This is a genomic window from Bartonella sp. B1098 (assembly GCF_944896145.1).
Classification (GTDB): Bacteria; Pseudomonadota; Alphaproteobacteria; order Rhizobiales; family Rhizobiaceae; genus Bartonella.
This window is the reverse complement of record NZ_CALYLP010000003.1, coordinates 435,675-455,754: the sequence shown is the minus strand read 5'-3', so window position 1 is coordinate 455,754 and position 20,080 is coordinate 435,675. Positions and strand designations below refer to the sequence as shown.

Annotated in this window: 12 protein-coding genes; 5 read left to right on the top strand and 7 right to left on the bottom strand. The window is 37.1% G+C overall.

Features of this window, described 5'->3' with window-relative positions:
- Positions 1-63 precede the first annotated feature (63 nt).
- From NNJ85_RS06405 to NNJ85_RS06390, 4 genes are all read left to right on the top strand, one after another.
- On the top strand, positions 64-354 hold the full coding sequence (locus NNJ85_RS06405) for an EexN family lipoprotein (RefSeq protein WP_254474522.1): 291 nt from the start codon (positions 64-66) through the stop codon (positions 352-354).
- Between the two features lie 186 nt (positions 355-540).
- Complete coding sequence (locus tag NNJ85_RS06400) at positions 541-660, top strand: EexN family lipoprotein (protein WP_254474519.1); 120 nt, start codon at positions 541-543, stop codon at positions 658-660.
- A 1,495-nt stretch (positions 661-2,155) separates the two neighbouring features.
- On the top strand, positions 2,156-2,365 hold the full coding sequence (locus NNJ85_RS06395) for a hypothetical protein (protein WP_254474518.1): 210 nt from the start codon (positions 2,156-2,158) through the stop codon (positions 2,363-2,365).
- A gap of 791 nt (positions 2,366-3,156) precedes the next feature.
- Entirely contained in the window at positions 3,157-3,561 is a 405-nt protein-coding gene (locus NNJ85_RS06390) for a flagellar protein FlgN (RefSeq protein ID WP_254474517.1), read from the top strand.
- A 1,763-nt stretch (positions 3,562-5,324) separates the two neighbouring features.
- On the opposite strand, the gene NNJ85_RS06385 is transcribed toward NNJ85_RS06390, so the two are convergent.
- From NNJ85_RS06385 to NNJ85_RS06365, 5 genes are all read right to left on the bottom strand, one after another.
- Positions 5,325-5,684, bottom strand: a complete 360-nt coding sequence (locus NNJ85_RS06385; RefSeq protein WP_254474516.1) for a helix-turn-helix domain-containing protein — start codon at positions 5,682-5,684, stop codon at positions 5,325-5,327.
- Positions 5,685-6,719: 1,035 nt separating this feature from the next.
- Positions 6,720-9,755 carry an autotransporter outer membrane beta-barrel domain-containing protein gene (locus NNJ85_RS06380; RefSeq protein ID WP_254474514.1) on the bottom strand — a complete coding sequence of 1,012 codons (3,036 nt, stop codon included), beginning with the start codon at positions 9,753-9,755 and terminating at the stop codon, positions 6,720-6,722.
- 130 nt (positions 9,756-9,885) lie between these two features.
- Complete coding sequence (locus tag NNJ85_RS06375) at positions 9,886-11,907, bottom strand: autotransporter domain-containing protein (protein WP_254474513.1); 2,022 nt, start codon at positions 11,905-11,907, stop codon at positions 9,886-9,888.
- Between the two features lie 143 nt (positions 11,908-12,050).
- The gene (locus tag NNJ85_RS06370) at positions 12,051-14,474 is read right to left on the bottom strand and encodes an autotransporter outer membrane beta-barrel domain-containing protein (RefSeq protein WP_254474511.1); all 2,424 of its coding nucleotides are present in this window, start codon (positions 14,472-14,474) and stop codon (positions 12,051-12,053) included.
- Between the two features lie 637 nt (positions 14,475-15,111).
- Positions 15,112-17,589: an autotransporter outer membrane beta-barrel domain-containing protein gene (locus NNJ85_RS06365; RefSeq protein ID WP_254474509.1), complete on the bottom strand. Its 2,478-nt coding sequence runs from the start codon at positions 17,587-17,589 to the stop codon at positions 15,112-15,114.
- A 466-nt stretch (positions 17,590-18,055) separates the two neighbouring features.
- Between NNJ85_RS06365 and NNJ85_RS06360 the strand changes: the two genes are divergently transcribed.
- Positions 18,056-18,211: a hypothetical protein gene (locus NNJ85_RS06360; RefSeq protein WP_254474506.1), complete on the top strand. Its 156-nt coding sequence runs from the start codon at positions 18,056-18,058 to the stop codon at positions 18,209-18,211.
- Positions 18,212-19,286: 1,075 nt separating this feature from the next.
- On the opposite strand, the gene NNJ85_RS06355 is transcribed toward NNJ85_RS06360, so the two are convergent.
- Positions 19,287-19,508 carry a hypothetical protein gene (locus NNJ85_RS06355; protein ID WP_254474926.1) on the bottom strand — a complete coding sequence of 74 codons (222 nt, stop codon included), beginning with the start codon at positions 19,506-19,508 and terminating at the stop codon, positions 19,287-19,289.
- Between the two features lie 158 nt (positions 19,509-19,666).
- Positions 19,667-19,960, bottom strand: coding sequence for a helix-turn-helix transcriptional regulator (locus NNJ85_RS06350; RefSeq protein WP_254474504.1), 294 nt, complete (start codon positions 19,958-19,960; stop codon positions 19,667-19,669).
- Positions 19,961-20,080: the final 120 nt, after the last annotated feature.

Genomic DNA, 20,080 nt, shown 5'->3' with positions numbered 1-20,080 from the left:
CGATGTCGTTCTCAAAGTATAAAACAAGTTCTTAAAGTATAAAATAAAGAGAGGGATAAATTCATGAACAAGATCATTCTAACAGCACTATTACTTTGCACAGGACTTGTTGTTGTTGGTTGTGAAAAAAACTACAGTGTTGAGGAATTTAAAAAAGATGAAAAATTACGCAAAGAGTGGAAAGAGAAATGCGATAAGTTAGAGCCACCTGCTTTTATGAAATCCCAAAATTGTGTAAATTTTGTACAAGCTGATATGGAACTTTTTCAAGAACATTATAGAGGTCTTGCAAAGAAACTTCGTGAAAATAGCAAAAAGGGGAATGAAACTGAAAAACAGCAGGACAATAATTAAATTATCAACACTATCAATAGGAGGCGCTTTCTTTGCATTCTATTGATTTAGGGATTGTAAAAAACTGCGTACAGAGGAGGGAATTTTAAAATTTTTGAAAATGCACAATGGACCAAATGTGCAATTTTTATGGGACACTAAAGTGTGTCCTAAACTTTGGAAATCCGAAAAAAGGGGAATTTATTTATGAATAAAGTCATTATCACAACATTGCTGCTTTGTACTGGACTTGTTGTTACTGGTTGTAAAGAAAAGGTCTATAGCGTAGAAGATTTTAAAAAAGATGGAGCGTTACTTGATAAATGATATAAGAAATGTGAGGCTGCAGGTCTGTCTTTTCAGGCATCTGAGAATTGTAAAAATGTTTTAAAAGCAACTAATGGACTTGGTATGTGAAATTTGAACGTGAGGTTGAAAAACTATACTTAGAGTCTCCTGAATCTGAAAAATGACAGGCTAGCAGTGGGCTTCTAAACAAAATTAAGTATCTTGTTTTTTGTTTCAAGTTTAAAAGAAATACTTTAAATAAATGAAAAACCTCCCTTTTGTGTGGAGTTTTTTTTCTGGATGTCAAGTCTTTAGCAGTTATAAAAGAAAACAGATTTGCATCTAAAATCTCACTACAATTTGCACTCTTTTCATACACTTTATCGTCAATGGGGTTAGGGCCTAACGTTTTTTGCCTTTTATGAGGAGGGAAAAACGAAAAAATTATCCATGAAGGTCGTAAAAGAAATTTTTCAGTATGGTGATAGGATTCATTCATGCAGAGAAAAAGACACGTTCTCTCTCTGATTCCAATTTGCTTTCAATCAATAGATAAAAGCGTAAATTTAAACAGAATGGAAGGGGTTGTCTGTTGTGTTTGGAAAAGTAGCACATGTTTGGTCGTTAAGTGAACGCTTTTTAGCAAAAACAATTTTGTTTCAGATTGGCTGAGAAGGGTGAGAGCCTTTGTTCTTAAGAGCGTGGAAGCGATTTTTTTAAAAAGAAATTGGAAAAGAACAAATATTATCTCTGATTATTAAAAATGTCCATAAAAAGCAAAGATTGATGTGAGAAGTGTTAAAGAGAACAACTGAAATTGATGTGCTAGATAATTTGGTTGTCTTAAGATTTACTCTTTCGTGTTACGAAAATTCGCAGTGTTTATTTGCACAGATTACGAAAAGCTAAGAGATTATGCTTAATATACTTCTATGATGAGCGCTAAAAACACAACAAAAGCATTGAGGGTAATGATCAAGGTTGAATAAAGCATCGCAGCTTTTACGAGATCAGCCATAAGAACCTCTTTCTGTTCTTTTGGAAGTGATTTTATAAGTAACAATATGTTACAGCCTGTAATATATGCGGATACACTATATTCGGCAAGCTTAAAATCTTTTCTTTATTGAAAGGGGTGATGGTAAAAAGAGAGATGTCATCGAAATTGGGTCTTTATTATAAACTATGTTTTTAGGTTAGGGGGTCTGTAAAGCTGCGATATTAAGAGTGGATTGTATGCTGTCCGTGAAATAATCGATAGGAAGATGAGGGAAGAATTTTGAAAAGAGTCATGGGGGGAGAGCGAAGCGTTATTCATTGATAATATTTTTATTTATAAGAATAATCTCGTGTTCTTCAACTTGAATGAGAGTCTTGAATATTGAAAGATTCTCTCATTTTAAATCTTTTTATATTTAATCAACCAAAGCCATGTTTCTTGAACATTACAAGCAGAGAGAGCCGTATGCCGTGAAACTGTACAAGAAAGGCATACTTCTTATGAAAGCGTCTTCAAGTGCTAAGGGAGGGAATATTGGGGGCTGAGTGTGTGGTGGTGGCGGTTTGCTCTTTTATAAAGCGTAAAGAGGTGGCGTCTCAATGGATTGGAGATTTATCATTATACCATTCATGGGTGTCAGTGCGACATGGATTTGTGCAAAATAGGCTTGGGAGGGGACTTAAGAAATTGTTTCTTTCAAACAAGCGCGTTGAATATGCGATTGAAGGCGTATCGAACGGATGAGTTAAGAAACGCTTGAAAAGGTTCAAAAAATCTTATATAGTCGCTCATTGCAAAGAAAAGCGAAATGATAATTGAAAAAGGAAGATGGATGGCTATTTAGCTATTTTAAGATGTCTTTTTTAAGAGTGCTATATGGCTGATCTGTTCAAAAGAGCATTCTCTTTGTGTGTTGTGCAGAATACTGCATGTATGCAGAAACAGGCGGGGGTGGGTGTGTGTCTTTTTGAATGGAAGCAAACTAATCTTGTAAGGTGCTAATGGGCACCAGAGAGTATGCAGGTTTAGGTGCAGGAAAAGCCGTAAAGTTATGGAGGGTAAAATGCTGCTATCGGTGAAATGCTGAAGTTCTTAATGAGCTTAAGTCTCTATATGCTGCGAATTTTTGTTGGCAGGTGTTTTTTGCAGGTGTTTTTTATTGCCAAGGTTATCGTCAGAGCATTGTCGTTTTCTGTTGAAGGCTTGGGGGTGATGAAATAGGCAAAGATAAAATAGGCAAAGCGAAATAGACAGAGAACATTTGGAAGTTTCGATAGTGCCTACGCAGAGGTTTTAAGTTTATAGCGTTTTGGTGAATGCGTAGAGTAGCAAGAATGATTTTGGAGCAAAGCAAGAAAATATTTCAGAGAATACGTTAAGAGTTAAAGTGGTATACGCTTTTAAGGATTGTTGTGCTGTTGTCTGAGCAATGTTCGCATCATGAGCGTGGTTGAGTGTATCAGCATGGAAGAGGAACGGTTTAATCTCCCTCATTTGAAAGCAAGATTGAACAATTGGTTGAAGGGGAAATAAAAATGTCTGTAGTGCAATATGGTGATGATAGTTTTGCAGCAAAAGCAAAAGTTCTTGACAATAATCTTATTGATCGTGATTGGGCAATGACAAAATTTGTCGCTGCTGTTAAAGGATTAACCCAAGTGGTTGATTATGAAAGCAATATGCTAGAAAGTAGTGGTATTCCAGATTACGAAGAAATAAATTTATGTAAAATACGTGGTTTGCGTGATCTTAATAAATCGATGAGCGATGTGAGACGTTACATGAATCAAGATATTGAGCATGAAGTTGAAAGTTTGCTGTCTGATTTACAAAAAAAATTACAGCTTAATAGTGAACTACTTCAAACACATTTAAATGCAGTCAATGATCTTTCGCAAGCTATGCAGCTTTCTGGACTTGCAAAGGAATTAGAAGAATAATCTAAACTTCATTCATATCGGCTGTTCTACGCGATTATAATGATGAGGTAGGGCAGTGATTTGAATAAAAAGTGTGTTTGTTGAGTTTCCATGTTTTAAGCGCGTGTGGGTATTGAAATTATCATTTTGCTGTTCTGTAAAACAGAGTCTCAAGTTTCTTTTAAGGTGATGTGACGCGCATGTATCTGTAGGAAATCAAGCGAAGAACCTTTAAGAGAAAGCGGATTGTTTACAGAGCATTGTTTACAGAATGATTGATAGGGCGCTTCATTCTTTCGTTTGGGAAAGGGGGGGCAAGAGAATATTAAGACCGCCCCATGATGCCTTATGCAACAGTCTCCTTTAAAGTGTTGTGATGTAAAAAGTATGGTGATGTAAAGTTTTCCTCATTAAGTACTTTTTAGAGTCTTTAGTGAATATTGCTTGTAAATTTTATGAAGCTCTGCTGTTTGAAGTGTGGTGATGTGACGCGTACACCTGTGTGGCGGTGAGCCAAGTGAAGCGGCCTTAAGAGAAGACGGATTGTTTATAGCGAATTGTTTATAGAACATTGTTTATAGAGTGGGTTGGTAGGCACTTCATTTTTTCGTTTAGGGAAGGGGGCAAGAGAATATTAAGACCGCCCCGTGATGCTTTATGCAATCGTTTCCTTTAAAGTATGGTGATATGAAGCGGTTAATCACTGCAAGCTCTATGTTTGAGATAAAGAGGCGGTTTAGTATTTTCTCTTCTGTTGTCGTTTTTGTATGCCAGATTGGAGTACGCGTCTCTCTGTTGGGATTCGTATTTGAAAAGGAGAGGGAGCTTCATTGGTAGAGAATTATAAAATTGTAAAGGTGATATTTTTACCATCACCTTTTTGCTTCACAGCTTTTAAAGGAATTTAAAGCGCTGTCTTTTAAAGAGTGAAGATCATACATTTTTTCATGTTTTTATATTTATTGCGTTTTTAATGGGATCGCGCCTCTCATGCAAAACAGAACGATTCAAAAAGAATAAATTTATTGTTTGCAATATACGCGCTTATTGTAAAGAAATATTTCTCAAGGCTTGCACATCCATTTTGTAATAGTGCCTATTTTGTGATGTCGATCTGTGACGTAACGGTATCCATGAAGGTATAAAGCCTTCATGGAAATAATATAAAATCTACAGAACACTCTCATCCCTATAAAGAAGCAAGTTGGCATTGCCATATTTTTCAGCAACGTCACTTTATCATTTTCCAATGTTGCGACAGCTTTTGGCACTTGAGATTCTGGGGATATTTTTATTCTTGTTTTACTTATATACACCTTTGCTTGTGATGGGAAAACAAGTGATTTTGATTGATTTATTCATAGGAGAAGGGCGATGATGAGAAAACCCTTACACTATCTGGTCTTAAAGTTGGAAAAGATGATTTATGAGGATAAATCAATGTGTTATTTTAATAGAATGATGGGTGCAGAGATATTTAGAAGATGGATTGATAGGAGAGTGATCAACAGTGAGACCCCTCTTGAGGAGAAATTGGATTGTTTACAGATCTGAGGAGGAAGTGAAGGACAAACAAGAGTGCTCTCGCCGTGATGCGTTTTAAGATATTTTCAGAAGTATTTATGAAGCGGCAGGAAGGCTTATGAAAAGAAAATATCGTGTTTCATATTGTAGGAAGTCAGCCCAATAGCCTGTTCAATAAAAAAACGCGTTGTTTTATAAATTGCAGTGGTTTGTTCTTAGAATAGAAAGCAAATTAAAGGATAAAGATCATGTAAAACATTTTAATTTTGATCAGAAATTAATTTTAAAATGGCTTTTTGTTTGACAGAGGTCAGAACTCTAAAACTTTTTAAAAGCAAAAATTCCTCTTTGCTTGATGCAATTTCTTCATGAGGGTACGAGGTGTTTTCTTTTGTGATAATATCCGCATAAAAAAAGGAAACCGGAACTTTTAGGATATCGGAAATTTCCTTTAAACGTTCTGCGCTTACACGATTTAAGCCTTTTTCATACTTTTGAATTTGTTGAAAACTTACTCCTAAAGCGTCTCCTAATGTTTTTTGAGACATTCCCAACATTTTTCGCTTCAAGCGAATTTTTTTGCCGACCAAAAGATCAATATTAAGATTTTGAGATTGCATTTGCCCCCTCCGGTTGCGAGCGCCCTCGCATGAGTATTCCGGGAGTCTAAAACTGAAGCTAAATCAGCATTTTGCTTTTAGTGCGTCGAGCACTTGGACAGTGCAAAATCTCCCGGAATTCCAAGACACCCACAAAGTGGGTTATTTTTACGCTAGGGTTTTAGGTTTTCAAGGTCCACTTGATCGTTGCGTATGTGACCAAAACACCTTTTAATGTGTAAAGTAATTTTAGGAGCTTGGCAATAAAAATAGTTTTTCTAGAATGAAGAGATTTCTTGAATAAGAGACTGTTTGCCGTTCAATTTTTTTAAGATGCGTTCACTCAACTCATGTTCTCAGACTTGCTTTTCACAAAGGAAAATCTTGATTGTTAAGTTTAAAGCATCTCCTACGGTGTTATTCTTAATCAATAACCAAAATGATTTGTTTTGTCCTTTTGCTGCGGTTGAGATATCATAATAATAGGGTAGAGCTTTTATGAGCGGATACGCTTCATACAAAATAACATACCCAAAATAGAATAGATTTGTTATTGCCCGTTCATATGCTTGTTTTAAGGAGATTTTTCTCAATACGCATACTTATTTCATAATAGTGCTCATGAAGAGGTCTAGGGGGCTTTGTGAAGTGTATAAAGACTCTCATGAGTGGTACAACAGAATGGTACAAAAGCTGCTATTTTTGTGCATAGCAAAGGAGTAAGCGGGTCGTATGATTCACTTTGGCAATTTCCTGTGTTGCTTTTTGTTGTGGTTCATAAAGAGGCATGCTTTTTTTGTACCGTTTTACTGCATTGAAGTTTTCTCGGCTTGTGATGCACAAGCAAAGCGTTTTGATTGCTTCAAAATGAGCAGTTTGGACATGAGAGAATGCTAAGCTTTCTAGTTTTTTTTGTTTGATTGGTAAAAAATATTATAAATCAATATGTTATTTTGATAAAATAACGGCTTTTGAGAATTTTAAAAATAGACGTTTAAATAAAAAGCAACACACTGTGCTGCTTTTTATTTTATTGAAGTTAAAAGTGCTTTTGCTTTAAAAATGATACCTTATTCCACCAGAAACATTGGTCCCCGATACACCGGTTTTTTGCAGTTTTTGCCGATAGCTAATGTCGGCGTTTAGCACGATCTTTTGAGAAAGATAGGCATTCACACCCATGCCTCCCTCAATTGAAGAACCCGTAGGATCAAGATCAAAGGTATCCGCAATTTTTATTGTTTTACCATCACCAAAAGTTCTGATCACATTCATTTTACCATAGAAGGAAACAGCTTTGTTTTCTTCAACAGCTGTTATTGTTTTTGTTAAACGTCCACCAAAACGGATCAACCATTGACGCGGATTGCCCATGTCTACTTTTAAGCCATTGGCATCTGAGAAAATATCAAACATGAGATTTTGATAAATCAATTGCGCTTGTGGTTCAAAGACTAGCCCTTTTGTCCTGGTTGCTAATTTCTGACCAAGGGTTGCAGAGAGATTAAGGGTTTCAGTTCCATCCAATTTTGCAGCATTCCCAACAAGAGCTGTGGTAATATTTCCTTTTAACCTTCCGTAAGAAAGAAGCGTGTTGAGATATAGACCATTGCTATGCTCGATGGTGCTATAAGCGGCGAGAGACCATTTATCAAGGGTCGTCTTTTCAGAATCTTGCATCTCTTTTGGTGTAAAGGCAAGTTTTCCATATGTTCCTAAAAGACCAAAACGTGCGCTTATGTCTTTGCTTTTCGAAGTGGCTAATATAACCCCCAATTGCAAAGCTTTATAGTTCACATCAGCATCATAACCATAGCGCAGGGGGCCACGGTTGGAGGACAAGGTGACTTTCTCGCCGTAGGAGGAGAAAAAGAGATTATGCTGTTTATGATCTGCTGCGCCAAAGACTGTTGTTCGCATCGCATCTAACAACCTGTTTTGGTTGTTTACATCAGCAAATCCAGAAGAAAATAAAGTATTAGGTAGGGTTAAATAGTTTGCCACCTGTGGCAAAAGTGCTCGAACTTTTTTATCCTTATCAATGTAGGCATTTTGTAAGCGGAAATCCCAGAAATCATTCTTATTGCCAAAAAGACTTTGACTTTCATGAGATGTTCCAGGTTTATAGCTTGCGAGGACATATTTATAAGGTTGTCCACCTATTGTCATATAGTTTCCGGCGAGCGTAAAGGAATTTTCGTTTGCTTGTCCGGAAACTTGAATGATTGAAACCCCATGTGTCCCTAAAGGAAGAGGAGCCATCTGCTCTCCCCAAACAACAGAGCCATCGGTTATCATTTTATCTGTTTCTTGGAGATTGATGTGAACAATGGTATTCCCTGATACATCACCATTAATCACAATACGATCGGTTTGTTGTTCCGTGACAGGAGAATGTTTGTTCCATTGCGTGTTGACATAAATCTCTGCAACACCTGTTGCATGATAAACTGCTGTTGTATGTGCTGTTTCGTCTTCTTGCGAAAGATGAGGACCTATAAACAAAGTTTGGTAATGTCCTTCCATAGGCTTGTCAAACATAATGGCACTGTTGGTAAGGCGCAATATAGAAAGATTAGAGAATGATTTTTCATCAAGACCAAACTGTCTATAGTCATACGAAATAGTATCGTCCTCTGAGATACGATCATTATTTGCAGTGTTTTTATTGGGCTTTAAGAGCCATTTCGTCCCTTCTTTTAGGTCAAAAGTTGTTCTATTATCTCTAGAAGTTCTGACGCGACCTTCTAAAGAAGAGTGGTCCGCAACCAGAGTAAAGGTGTTTGTGGATCCGCTTTCATTTTTTATATTTTTTGATAAAACATCGGCATGAATTGCTGAGTTTTTAAGGCTGATTTCACCATTTGTGTTCGTTCCATAAAGGCTGATACCAATCCCATGGTCAACGAAAAACCTTGTATTCTCTAGCTTTACTTTACCGGCAATGTCTTGTTCTTGAACGGCGTTGGTATTTCTTTCTGCATTGCGTGGATGTCGCCTTTGAGGAGCAGGATATAGATTATTGCGGAAAATAATACCATTCGCTTCATATTTCCCTGTGACATGGATGCTTGAATCTTTAAGATTGATTGTCCCTTCTATGTTGGCCAACCCCGTTGTTTCTGCTGTCACTGTAATATCTGTGGCCTCAATTTTTCCACCCTCTGATACACTGAGTGCAATAAAACCCGCTTCAACGCTTCCCCCGTTCATTTCGATTTTTGAATTCTTCCCCTCTGCATCTAAAGCACTCCATCTACCTTGAATCTTTTTGTTATGCAGCGTGACAGTTGCACCGTTTTTAGCCTCAACGCTAGTGTTTATATCTTCGATTTGCGCAGGCTTTTTAGGCTGTATAGGGGATATCGGTTGTGAATCATTTAATTTTTCAGATATTTTTTGTACAGAGGCAGAGTGCGCGGGCGCTGGTTTCACAGATTCTGATGTTTCCTGTGATGTCGATTTTCCAGCTGCTGGTCTAACAGATATTGATTGTGTGAGTTCTGTTCCTTTAGGCGTCGATGATAGCTCCATTACTGATTTTGGAGTTTCAGATATTTTAGGTGTTGACTGTAAATTAGGTGAAGGTTGTGTTACTTTTGACTGTGAAGCTACAGTAGAATTGGGTACTGTTTTTTCACTAGAAGAATCTGTAGGAGAAGCAGGAGCCCTTGAACGCCTTCTCGATTTTGCTATTTCTGTCGTTGAAGTTGTCCCTGTTGCTTGAACCACCTTTGTCGTTGGAGCTTCTGTTGCTTTAGTCGTTGATGGTTGTGTACGTTCTTGACTAAGCTCAGACCTTTGACTCGAGGAAGAACCTGCGTTTCCAGCGACTTCCTTTGGGGATGGCGCTTTTTCATCAGAATTTGGAGAGGAAGGTTGAGGTGGAATAAGTTCTCCAGTCCCATCACATAAATTAGTATAAGGATCAAAAATTTTAGATGTATTTACTGGGCACTTAGCATGAGTGAATTGTGAAGAAGAGGGAGCTATCGTTGGTGATAGAGTTGCGCTATGAAGAGCATAAGACAAACTGGTTGAAGAATAAAATAGAAGTCCGGAAACGGTGTAGAGTAAGAAGCTTTTTTTCATATGAATGTATTCCTAAATATCTCCCCCCCTCATAAAATATAAAATTTTGACCTCATTATGTCTCTTTTGTAAGAGACAAAACGAAACATAATGAGAATACTTTATATTTCAAGATAGAATACAAGCATTTTTAAAAGTGGTAGCGCATTCCAGCAGAAATATTGATTCCAGAGATGCCAACTTTTTTGAATTTATGTTGATAGCTTAGATCACTATGAAGCTCAAGATTCGGTGATAAGTGCGCCTGAAGACCAAATCCACCTTCGATTAAAGATCCCATCGCGGCAAGCTGAAAATTTTTACTAAAAGTTTTAATCAGGTTCAGTTTGCCGTAGAAGGAAAAGGCATGGCCTTTGTTTTGCGTTAAGCGACCGCCAATACGCAGCAACCATTGATCAGGTTTGCTTATGTTTATTTTAGAGTTATCGTCATTTGAAGAAGAGCCATCATCTGAGGAAGTGGTATTATCTGAGGGAGAACCAAGTATGAGACGCTGATAAACAAGTTGTGCTTGCGGTTCTAGGATGACACCCTCGAAACCGGTTGACAGTTTTTGACCAATCGTTGCAGCAGCCCCTAAAATTTTACTATTTTCTATTTTTGGGGATTCTTCGATGAAATCTTTGCCCTCATTTTCTTTAAAAATTCCATAAGAGAGAAAGCCACTTGCATAGATGCCACCATCATGCTGAATGTTTCCATAGGCGGTGAGTGACCATTTATCAAACATCTTCTTATGAGAGTTTTCTGCATTTTTAGGAGTAAAAGACAATTTTCCATATGTTCCGAAAAAACCAAAATTGGTGCTGATATTTTGATCTTCTCGCGCGATTAATATTGCCCCTGCTTGCAATGCGGCATAGCGAATATTCGCATGAATGCCCCCTTGTTTTGCTTGAACATCCTCTTGTTCTAATTGAATGTCATTTTGTTCTGCTTGTTGTTCTGCTTGTTGTTCTGCTTGAACACTTTCTTGTTCTTTTTGAACGCCCTCTTGTTTTGTTTGAACGCTATTTTGCGCTGAATTCTGTCGAGAGAAAAACGTGTTTTTATTGCCATAAGTGGATAAGAAAATGCTTCTCTCTTGATACTCTCTGGGTTCAAACATTGTTATTTGCATATTGTCTAACAAGATATTTTGATTGTTGACATCAGAAATCCCAGCAGCAAACATTGCGATAGGCATGACCAAAGAGTTTTCTATTTGTGGTGTAAGCATTTTGCTGTTTGCTGCTCCATTAAGAGAAGCAGGGGCAGTTGCTTTACCATCTGTAAGTGGAGATGTACTCTCAGTATCAGCTGTGGGGGTATTCTCAATCTTTGTGGGCAATTTTACATGGGCTTCTGCAGATGTGTTAAGAGCCGTTTTCGATACTGAGGAAGCCGTGTTTGTTTTGGGATCAACATCAGATTGCGTCTTTTTATTTGTCTCAGTCTGCGTAATTCCACGATCTGTTCTTAAGGATGAATTGTCCTTGTGTTGTGAAACGACATCAGCGGATAATTTATCACTGGTGCGTTTTTGTCTTGCGTTGGAATCAATCACAGAATGCTTATTCTCTTTATGTGCAAGAGAGGTTTCTTTTCCTTCCACGTTTGTTGTTCTATCGGTGTTTGAGGTATTTTGGTGGTGTGTGTTAAGATACAATGTATTGGGTAAAACGTTTGTAGCAGTATTGTTTTGTCCTTGTAAGGCACTCCGTTTTATTCTCAATTGGTTAAGTTTTGTGTTGGCATCCACTACATATTGTGTATCTTGAGGATATTGGTTTGACATGACTTGGGCATGTGTATTATCCATTTCATGCTTTAATGTTTCAGAATGCGCAGCAGATCCATAACGACCGGCGCCTGAAAAAGAGCTATTAATTTTCTCTCTTACACGATCCATAGAATTTTGATGTGCTTGGTTGAAAGGCGAAAGATCTCCCATCATGGCGCCAGAAGCTATTTTTTCAAGATTTTTTTCGGCTTGTGTTGGAGTGCTCATTACATCAATGGTATAGCGATATTGTCCCGGTAATTTGATCATTCCTTCAAGGGCACGGCGTGTTTCAGGACTTAAGTCAGAGGCGGTACTGATCGATGTGAAGGTAAAAGAAGAAAAAAACAAAGCACAAGCGGCTGTACATAACAAAAGATTCTTATGCATAGAGATGTTCCTTAAGATATTTTCTTTGTTTTGATAAAAAATGCACCACTCTTTGACACATTATAATTTTTCAATGTATCAAAATAAGCAGTACTGCTTACATTTCAGCGCTGCTTATGTATCAAAAGTGAAGGTTAAGATTTCTAAAAGCGATAACGCACTCCACCGGAAAAATTTATTCCAGAGATTCCAGATTTTTGGAGTTTCTGTTGGTAATTAACGTCAACATGAAGTGCGATATTTTTGGAAAGCTGCGCGTTAATGCCAAGTCCTCCTTCAAGGGAAGAGCCCATAGAATCGAGCCGGAAAGGTTCAACAATATCGATCGTACTTTTCTCCCCAACAGCTTTGATGACGTTCAATTTACCATAAAAGGAAAGAATACGATCGTTTTCAATAGGAAGTATCGTTTTCGTTAAACGCCCTCCGATACGCACCAACCATTGATGAGGAGTCTTGATATTAACTTGGAAGCCATCGATATCCGAAAGTGTGCCAAATGCAACATGTTGATAAATAAGTTGTGCCTGCGGTTCAAAGGCCAATCCTTCAACACCGGTCGCTAGCTTTTGTCCAACGGTTGCTGATATATTTAATGTATCCGTATTTTTAAACTCTGTGGTGTTGCCGATAAGAGCTGTTGTAATATGTCCGTTTAAAATGCCATATGAGAAAAGTGCATTAGCATAAAAACCATTGTCATGGTGAAGGTTTCCATAGGCCGTAAAGGACCATTTATCCAGCGTGCTTTTGTCAGAACCTTCCATATCCTTTGGCGTAAAAGCGAGCTTTCCATAGGTGCCTAAAAGACCGAAATTCGTGGTAATGTTTTGATTTTCTAGCGTTGCTAATGTCATGCCTGCTTGTAAAGCAGCATAGCAAACATCCGCACCATAACCATATTCCAATGGACGACGGTTGGAAGATAACGTCACTTTGTTGCCATAAGTCGATAAGAAGATCCCTTTCTTTTTATGACCTTCTAATCCAAAAACTGTTGAGTGCATATTATCTAACAGTGTATTTTGATTACTTACATCCGCCAATCCAGAAGAAAAGAGTGCGTTAGACATAACCAAATAGCTTGCAACTTGAGGAACAAGAGCTTTGATTTTTCCTTCTTCATCGAGCGTTGCACTTTGCAAGCGGAAATCCCAGAAATTCTCATTTTCTTCCAAGGGAGCGTGTCCGTTGTTTTCTTTCCCAAGGGATGATGCATCGGTATTTTGCACATCTTTTTCTTTTGATTCTTGTGATGTTTCCCTTAAATGACTTTGTGTTCTATCCGCTTTCCCAAAGCGGGATGTTGGTCCATAGCTATTGAGTATATATTTATAAGGTAAGCCTCCCATTGTGGTGTAACCATGGGCAAGTTTGAAAGAATCTTCATTGGCTTGCCCAGAAACTTGAATAAGTGAGAGCCCACGTCCATTCAAAGGAATTGAATCTTTTGCTTTTTCATTATCGAATGATTCTGCGTGCTTTGAAAGATTGTTGAAATAGATCGTTGTGGTGCCCGAGACATTCCCGCGAACGAGAACACGGTCAGTTTTTTGTTGCTCTTTTGGAAGACCGTTACTCCATTGAGTATTAACGTAAATCCTTGCGTTGCCCGTTGCATTGTAAACTGTTGCTGCATCGGAATTTCTGTTTTGCTCTGTTTTTTGTGGATGCCTTCCTACATGTAGGGTTTGATAATGATTTTCCACTAAATCATGCGGGGCATCAAATATGATAGAGCTATTATTAAGGTTTAGGACTGAAACAACTGATTGTGCACGCTGCTTAAGATCAAGAAGCTCGTAATCAAATAGACTAAAACTATTTTCCAACTCAAATAGACTAATTTTTAAATGCCACTTGCTGTTATTATTTAGAGTGAAAACTGTTGTATTTTGAGGAAGCGTTTTGGCTCTTCCTTCCATAATCGAATTATCAGCGTCTAATGTAAAAGTAGTAGGTTGAACCTCAGTGAAGGGTGTGCCTTCGTTTTTTAATAACATATCAGAACGAATTTCTGAGTTTTTAAGGTAAACCGCATTCGCAACAGCTTTGGAATAATAAGGTCCGAAAATACCGACACCATCCTTTACAAGAAGTTTTGTATTGTTAAGAATGGCTTTGTTTACAACTTCTTCTCCTTCTTTTATTGTGGAGCTTAGAATATAACCAAAATTGATCCCATAGATTTTACTGTGCCCTATGACGTTGATGGTTGAATCTTCAACATGGATTGTGCCGTTTGTGAGTGATAAACCACGCTCTTCTGCTCTTCCCACAATTCCTTTAGCATTAATTTGACCCCCTGACGTTGCAGAAAGCAAAGTAAAGCCTGAATGCATGATTGAGTTTGTAATGGTAACATGACCTTTTTTAGCAACTATGGCATCATACTTACCACGAACAAAAATGTTATTAAGGTTCTTCTCTTCTCCATTAGCTACTTGAACCGTAGGAATCTCAGGAGGTTGTTTATTTGCATAAGTTGGAGAAAAATGAGAAAAAATGAAAGTTCCAGCAATTGTACATAACAAAAAATTTTTCTTATAAATATATTTCTTACACATAGAGATGCCTTTAGTATTTGGTATGCTTTGATGCTTACTTCATTCCCCTGATGGCGCAAGTACCCAATCAGCTTTTATATCATTATGTTTTTATTGTAAATAACAAAACAAATATTAAGTTTTGTTGTTTATCGTTTAAAAGTTGATCTTAGAAGCGTTTTTTAAAATAGAAAGCGCAATCTATAAATATTTTTGTTTTAAAGTGCTAAGAAGCGAATATTTTACAAGGATGTTTATTGCTTAAAGCTGTTTAAAAACGCTACAAAGTTTTGAAGAGAATTTATTGTCTGCTTATAAAAAGCTTTCAGTCAATTTTTTTGCATATAGAATTATTCACGGTGAATTTTTGGATATAAAAAAGCTAAAATATTGTGTGTTTTCCATCGATATACAACACTGTTTATTAAATTCATTTGATTTTTATAAATCAAAAAGACCGCTCTTTTGAGAATTCAACCAGTCATTGGGGATAAAGGATTGTGTTGTATTTCGTTTGAATGAAATTAATCCTTTCAAGAAAGGCGTATAGACAGAATCGTTATTGATGGATCTTGCCAAAAGACTGCAAAAAAGGCAGCATATTGTGCTGCCTTTTTTATTAAATTAAATAAGACTATAAGTTGTTTTTTGCTTGTTCTTAAAACTGATAGCGTATTCCACCTGAAAAGCTTGTTCCAGATATACCCGTTTTTTGAATTTTCTGTTGATAATGAACATCAGCATGAAGGGTAATATTTTGTGATAATTGTGCATTCACACCAAATCCACCTTCAATGGCTGCGCCCATAGAATCAAGACGGAATGATTCACCAATCTGTATAGTGCTATTATTGGAAAAAGCTTTAACAATATTCAACTTCCCATAGAAAGAAAGAATACCGCCGTTTTCAGTGGGAACTGTTGTTTGCATTAAACGTCCTCCAATACGAACCAACCATTGATGAGGATTGCCCATATCCACATCAAAGCCATCAATATCTGAGAGTGTGCCAAGCATAAGACGTTGATAAACAACTTGTGCTTGTGGTTCAAAGGTCAATCCTTTCGTACTGGTTTCGAATTTTTGTCCAATGGTTGCCGATGCACTGAATGTATCAGCGTTCGTCAATTCTACTGTCTTTCCTATGAGAGCTGTGGTGATATTTCCCTTGAGCATTCCATAAGAGAAGAGGGCATGGACATATGTCCCATTATGATGATGCAGGTCACTATATGCAGTCAGTGACCACTTATTGAGTGTACTCTTGTCAGCACCTTCCATATCTTTTGGGGTGAAAGCCAATTTCCCATATGTTCCTAAAAGACCAAAGTTGGTGGTCGCATTTTGATCTTCTAGAGCGACCAATGTAAAGCCTGCTTGTAAAGCAGCATAGTGAATATCGGCACCATAGCCATATTGTAATGGCGTACGGTGAGAGGATAATGTCATCTTGTTGCCGTAAGTCGAGAAGAAGATTCCTTTGTTTTTATGATCCTTTGTCTCAAAGCCTGTTTCTTGCATCGTATTCAGTAACGTATTTTGATTGTTTACATCAGCCAATCCAGCTGAGAATAGAGCGTTAGGCATGACCAAATAGCTTGCTACTTGAGGAACGAGAGCCTTGATCTTTCCTTCATCATCGAGCGTTGCACTTTGCAAGCGGAAATCCCAGAAATTCTGATTTTTTCTCAAATGGTTTTGTTCGCTGTCTGCTTGTCCAGAATTTGATGTTGATTCACCTTTTATATTATTCTCAACTCCTAAAATCATTCCCCCTAATACAACGGGAGTTGTGTCAGTTTTTGCGCTCTTGTCTTTTGATTGTTGAGATACTTCCCCTAAATGGCTTTGTTCGCTCTCTGCTTTTCCAAGACTTGATGCTGGCCCATAGGCATTTAAAACATATTTATAGGGCAAACCGCCCATTGTGACATAGCCATTTGCTAGTTTGAAGGAATTTTTATCTGCTTGTCCAGATACTTGTATGAGTGAGAGACCACGCATATTCGCCGGAATAGAAGACTCTGCCTGTGACGGTTCACCTTTTGAAAGACTATTGAAATGAATTGTTGTGGTACCTGAGACATCTCCATGAACAAGAAGGCGGTCCGTTTTTTGCTGTGCTTTTGTCAGACCATCACTCCATTCTGTATTGAAATAAATCCTTGCATTGCCTGTTGCATTGTAAACAGTTTCTTTAGCGGAGTCTCTATTTTCTTGTGAATGAGGAACCTCAAGGGTTTGTCCTACACTCAAGGTTTGATATTGACCCTTTGCCAGCGTATGGGGCGCATTAAACACAATAGAGCTATTATTAAGGTTCAGGACTGAAACGGTAGATAGTGCGCGTTGTTTAATGTCGTGGAGAGCATAATTAAATGTACTAAAATCACGATTTATGTCGTATTGACTTACATTTAAATACCATTTGCTCTTGTTGGTTAAATTAAAAATAGTCGTATTGACTGCTAAGGTTCTTGCTCTTCCTTCCATAATGGAATTATCGGCAGTTAAGACAAAAGTCACAGGATGAGGATCTGAATCTGTTTTCTTTTTTACATTATTTTGTAGTAATACATCAGCACGAACTTCTGAATTCCTAAGTTGAACTTCGGCAACAGACTTTGAAGATGAAGGTCCTAAAATACCGACACCATCTCTCACAAGAAGTTTTGTATTGGTAAGAATTGCCTTATTGATAACTTCTTCTCCATCTTTTACAAAAGCATCTAAAATGCTATGAAAAACAATACCGGATTTTCTTTTGGTTTCTATAAACGAATCTTCAATGTTAATGATACCGTTTGAAATTGATAGACCAGTATACAAGGCATTGGCTTTAACTTCTTTAGCATTAATACGTCCCCCTTGTGATACAGCAAAGGCAAACGAAGCTGAATGTATTGTTGAGTTCGTAATTGTAGCAATTGCTTTTTTAGAGGCGTACACTGCGCTTAATCCATTGCGGATAAAAACATTCTTAAGAGTCTTTTCCTCTCCGTTCTCCAGCTTGAACTCATCAATAATTTCAGGAGGTTGTGTATTTGCATAAGTTGAACCGAAATGAGAAAAAATGAAAGTTCCAGCAATTGTACATAACAAAAGATTCTTCTTATAAATATATTTCTTACACATAGATATGCCTTTAGTATTTGGTATGCTTTGATGCTTACTTCATTCCCCTGATGGCGCAAGTACCCAATCAGCTTTTATATTATTATGTTTTTATTGTAAATAACAAAACAAATTATAATTGTGGTGTTCTCTATGATTTAAAGTTTTGCTTCAGAAAAGTTTTTTTTTATGATCATAAAAAGCAATGAAACAATAGATCCCAAAATCTAGCTTGATAAGCTTATGCTAAAACCACAATGGAGCTATTTAAAACACGCTATTTAAAAATTGGCACTTCAGGGTAATCATTATAAAAGCTCTATAGCATTGAGATGGATTGTTTTCGGTACTCAGAAAAAATCTCAGTCTATTTTCTCTGTTCTAGGAGAAGATCTGCTATAACGAAGAAGAAGAGATGAAGGGGGGGGGCAAAGAGATCTTTTTTAGTCCCCTAAGCTTATTTTCCTAAGGCAACACAACTCATTTCATGACGGCGCTCGTGAATGATATGATGATAAAGTTTGTGAGCCCCATCATCTTTATGCTTGTGAAGGAGAAAGCCGGCTTCTTTACGCTTGATAAAACAGCAAGTCCATCACACACTTTGCCAGCTTTCAATGTCGTGACAGCTTTTGGCACTTGAGATGGTTCATAAAAAGGTTGTTTTTATGGTTTCTTCACATGGTTCACCTGCTTGTAAGGTGCAAGAGACAGAGGTTTTATTGATTCAACGTGGAACAGGGGGGAAATGAGAAAATTTCTTACGGTAGTGGGGATGCCTCTCCAACAGGGAAACAGTTAAGATCATTTATAAATCAATCAGTTGCCTTATATTTTATAAATAATAATGCTCTTTAGTCATTTGATTGCCCTGTGCATTCCTTCAGTTTTGGCAGCTGTAGAAGTATTTTTAGAGAAAGCCGTTTATATATCTATTCTCTCGTTATGATTAAATATTCGTCGATGATTTTTTTTATCACCTTTTGCGTGAAATATTTCATAAGTTCTGTTGGATATACTTTTGTACTAAAAATTTCCAGGGATTTAGTTTCTGCATGATAGGTGGAAAAGCGTAAAGTTTTTACAGCTGCTGTGCACGATAGAATATTTTTTAACTACAAAAAATAATAAGCATTAATTTTATTTATATGATAATAGTATACTTTTATTATAGATTAAATATATATAAAAGTTAATTAAATATATTACAATTTTATAAGTTTTAATGATCTTGCGAATTAATGAAATACTATAAAAATAGCGTTGTTTATTAAAAGAAAATAGAATAAATAGGTCCTGCTTTCACAGGATTATCTTAAGATTGATAGTAGCATTTTGCTCTTAAAAATTTATTTCCATTATGCTGCTTTTAATAGTTTTCCCATCGTTTTATTTTCTTTCAGGGAGATGAGATTGGTATGAGAGGATGAACTTTCTCAATTTGGTTACCTAAAATGGTATAAGGAAGTGTCAATGAAGCTTTATAGATGGTGTAATAAGCGCGTTAATTGAAAGAATAGAGGGGTATCAATAGGTCAAGGATGTAAAGAAGGAGCTTTTTATTATTATCTTTTTAGATATCGTTATCTGTCTATTATCTAAAAATGCACTTTTCTTAACTTTATGGATAAATTCACGAATAGACATGCTGCGGAACTCGTGTGAAGAGGAGGAAAAGCCTATTTTTTTAAGTGGAAAAGTGTAATTCATAAAGAGTTTCATGTTGAAGGCTTTGAAATGAATGATGTTTGGGGTTCTAAAAGTGCACTTTTATGAGAAAGGGTGCTTTTATTAAAATGTCTTGTATTAAAAGAACAGGAAAGCATAATTTGTAATCGTTCAACTTCCGAATACGGATTAACGATATCGCGTCTGACATCTGGGGTCCATAAATTATAAGCCGCAACCATAACCACCCCCGATAAAGAAAACTTGACCACCTAACCTTAAAAAACAACCCATCCAATCGGCTGCTTGATGAGGCAACAGTGTGCAATCTTTCTTGTCTATTTTGTATTGATCTTTAGACATTGATAAACCTTTTTATCTTATGGTATCTAAATACATGGCAAATGCGCTAACACGCAGAGCCTAAAGCTCAAGCAGCATTACCGCGTGATAGGGAAGAAACAACAGAATCCGTATTGGCGTGTTTTGCTGCTTTGAAAATACGACTGCGACTCTTAGGATAACGGTCGGCAAAAACCTGCTCAACGGGCAAGCCAATAAAGTCTGCAATCGCACGCTCGGCTTTCTCGTTAGACCGCGTCCAAATGTTTTTGACACTGGATGAGGGTATTTGATACGCTTTCGCGAGCTCCGCCAAAGTCATGTTCCGGCGGCGTAGCTCAGCTAAAATACTATGGCGATCCCATGTTTGTGTGATAGTCATAAACTTTCGCTCCTGCTTAAAACGGATACTCCAACAATCCGTCTTTTGTCGGGTTAATTGTAAAATATCTGCCCTCTATATCGGGCGGTAATAATAGTTATGATTTACATTTATAAATTT

Bases quoted from the DNA above. Each gene is read 5' to 3' on its own strand.
- NNJ85_RS06405 (WP_254474522.1), top strand. From the start codon at position 64: ATGAACAAGATCATTCTAACAGCACTATTACTTTGCACAGGACTTGTT.
- NNJ85_RS06400 (WP_254474519.1), top strand. From the start codon at position 541: ATGAATAAAGTCATTATCACAACATTGCTGCTTTGTACTGGACTTGTT.
- NNJ85_RS06390 (WP_254474517.1), top strand. From the start codon at position 3,157: ATGTCTGTAGTGCAATATGGTGATGATAGTTTTGCAGCAAAAGCAAAA.
- NNJ85_RS06385 (WP_254474516.1), bottom strand. From the start codon at position 5,684: ATGCAATCTCAAAATCTTAATATTGATCTTTTGGTCGGCAAAAAAATT.
- NNJ85_RS06380 (WP_254474514.1), bottom strand. From the start codon at position 9,755: ATGAAAAAAAGCTTCTTACTCTACACCGTTTCCGGACTTCTATTTTAT.
- NNJ85_RS06375 (WP_254474513.1), bottom strand. From the start codon at position 11,907: ATGCATAAGAATCTTTTGTTATGTACAGCCGCTTGTGCTTTGTTTTTT.
- NNJ85_RS06370 (WP_254474511.1), bottom strand. From the start codon at position 14,474: ATGTGTAAGAAATATATTTATAAGAAAAATTTTTTGTTATGTACAATT.
- NNJ85_RS06365 (WP_254474509.1), bottom strand. From the start codon at position 17,589: ATGTGTAAGAAATATATTTATAAGAAGAATCTTTTGTTATGTACAATT.
- NNJ85_RS06360 (WP_254474506.1), top strand. From the start codon at position 18,056: ATGACGGCGCTCGTGAATGATATGATGATAAAGTTTGTGAGCCCCATC.
- NNJ85_RS06350 (WP_254474504.1), bottom strand. From the start codon at position 19,960: ATGACTATCACACAAACATGGGATCGCCATAGTATTTTAGCTGAGCTA.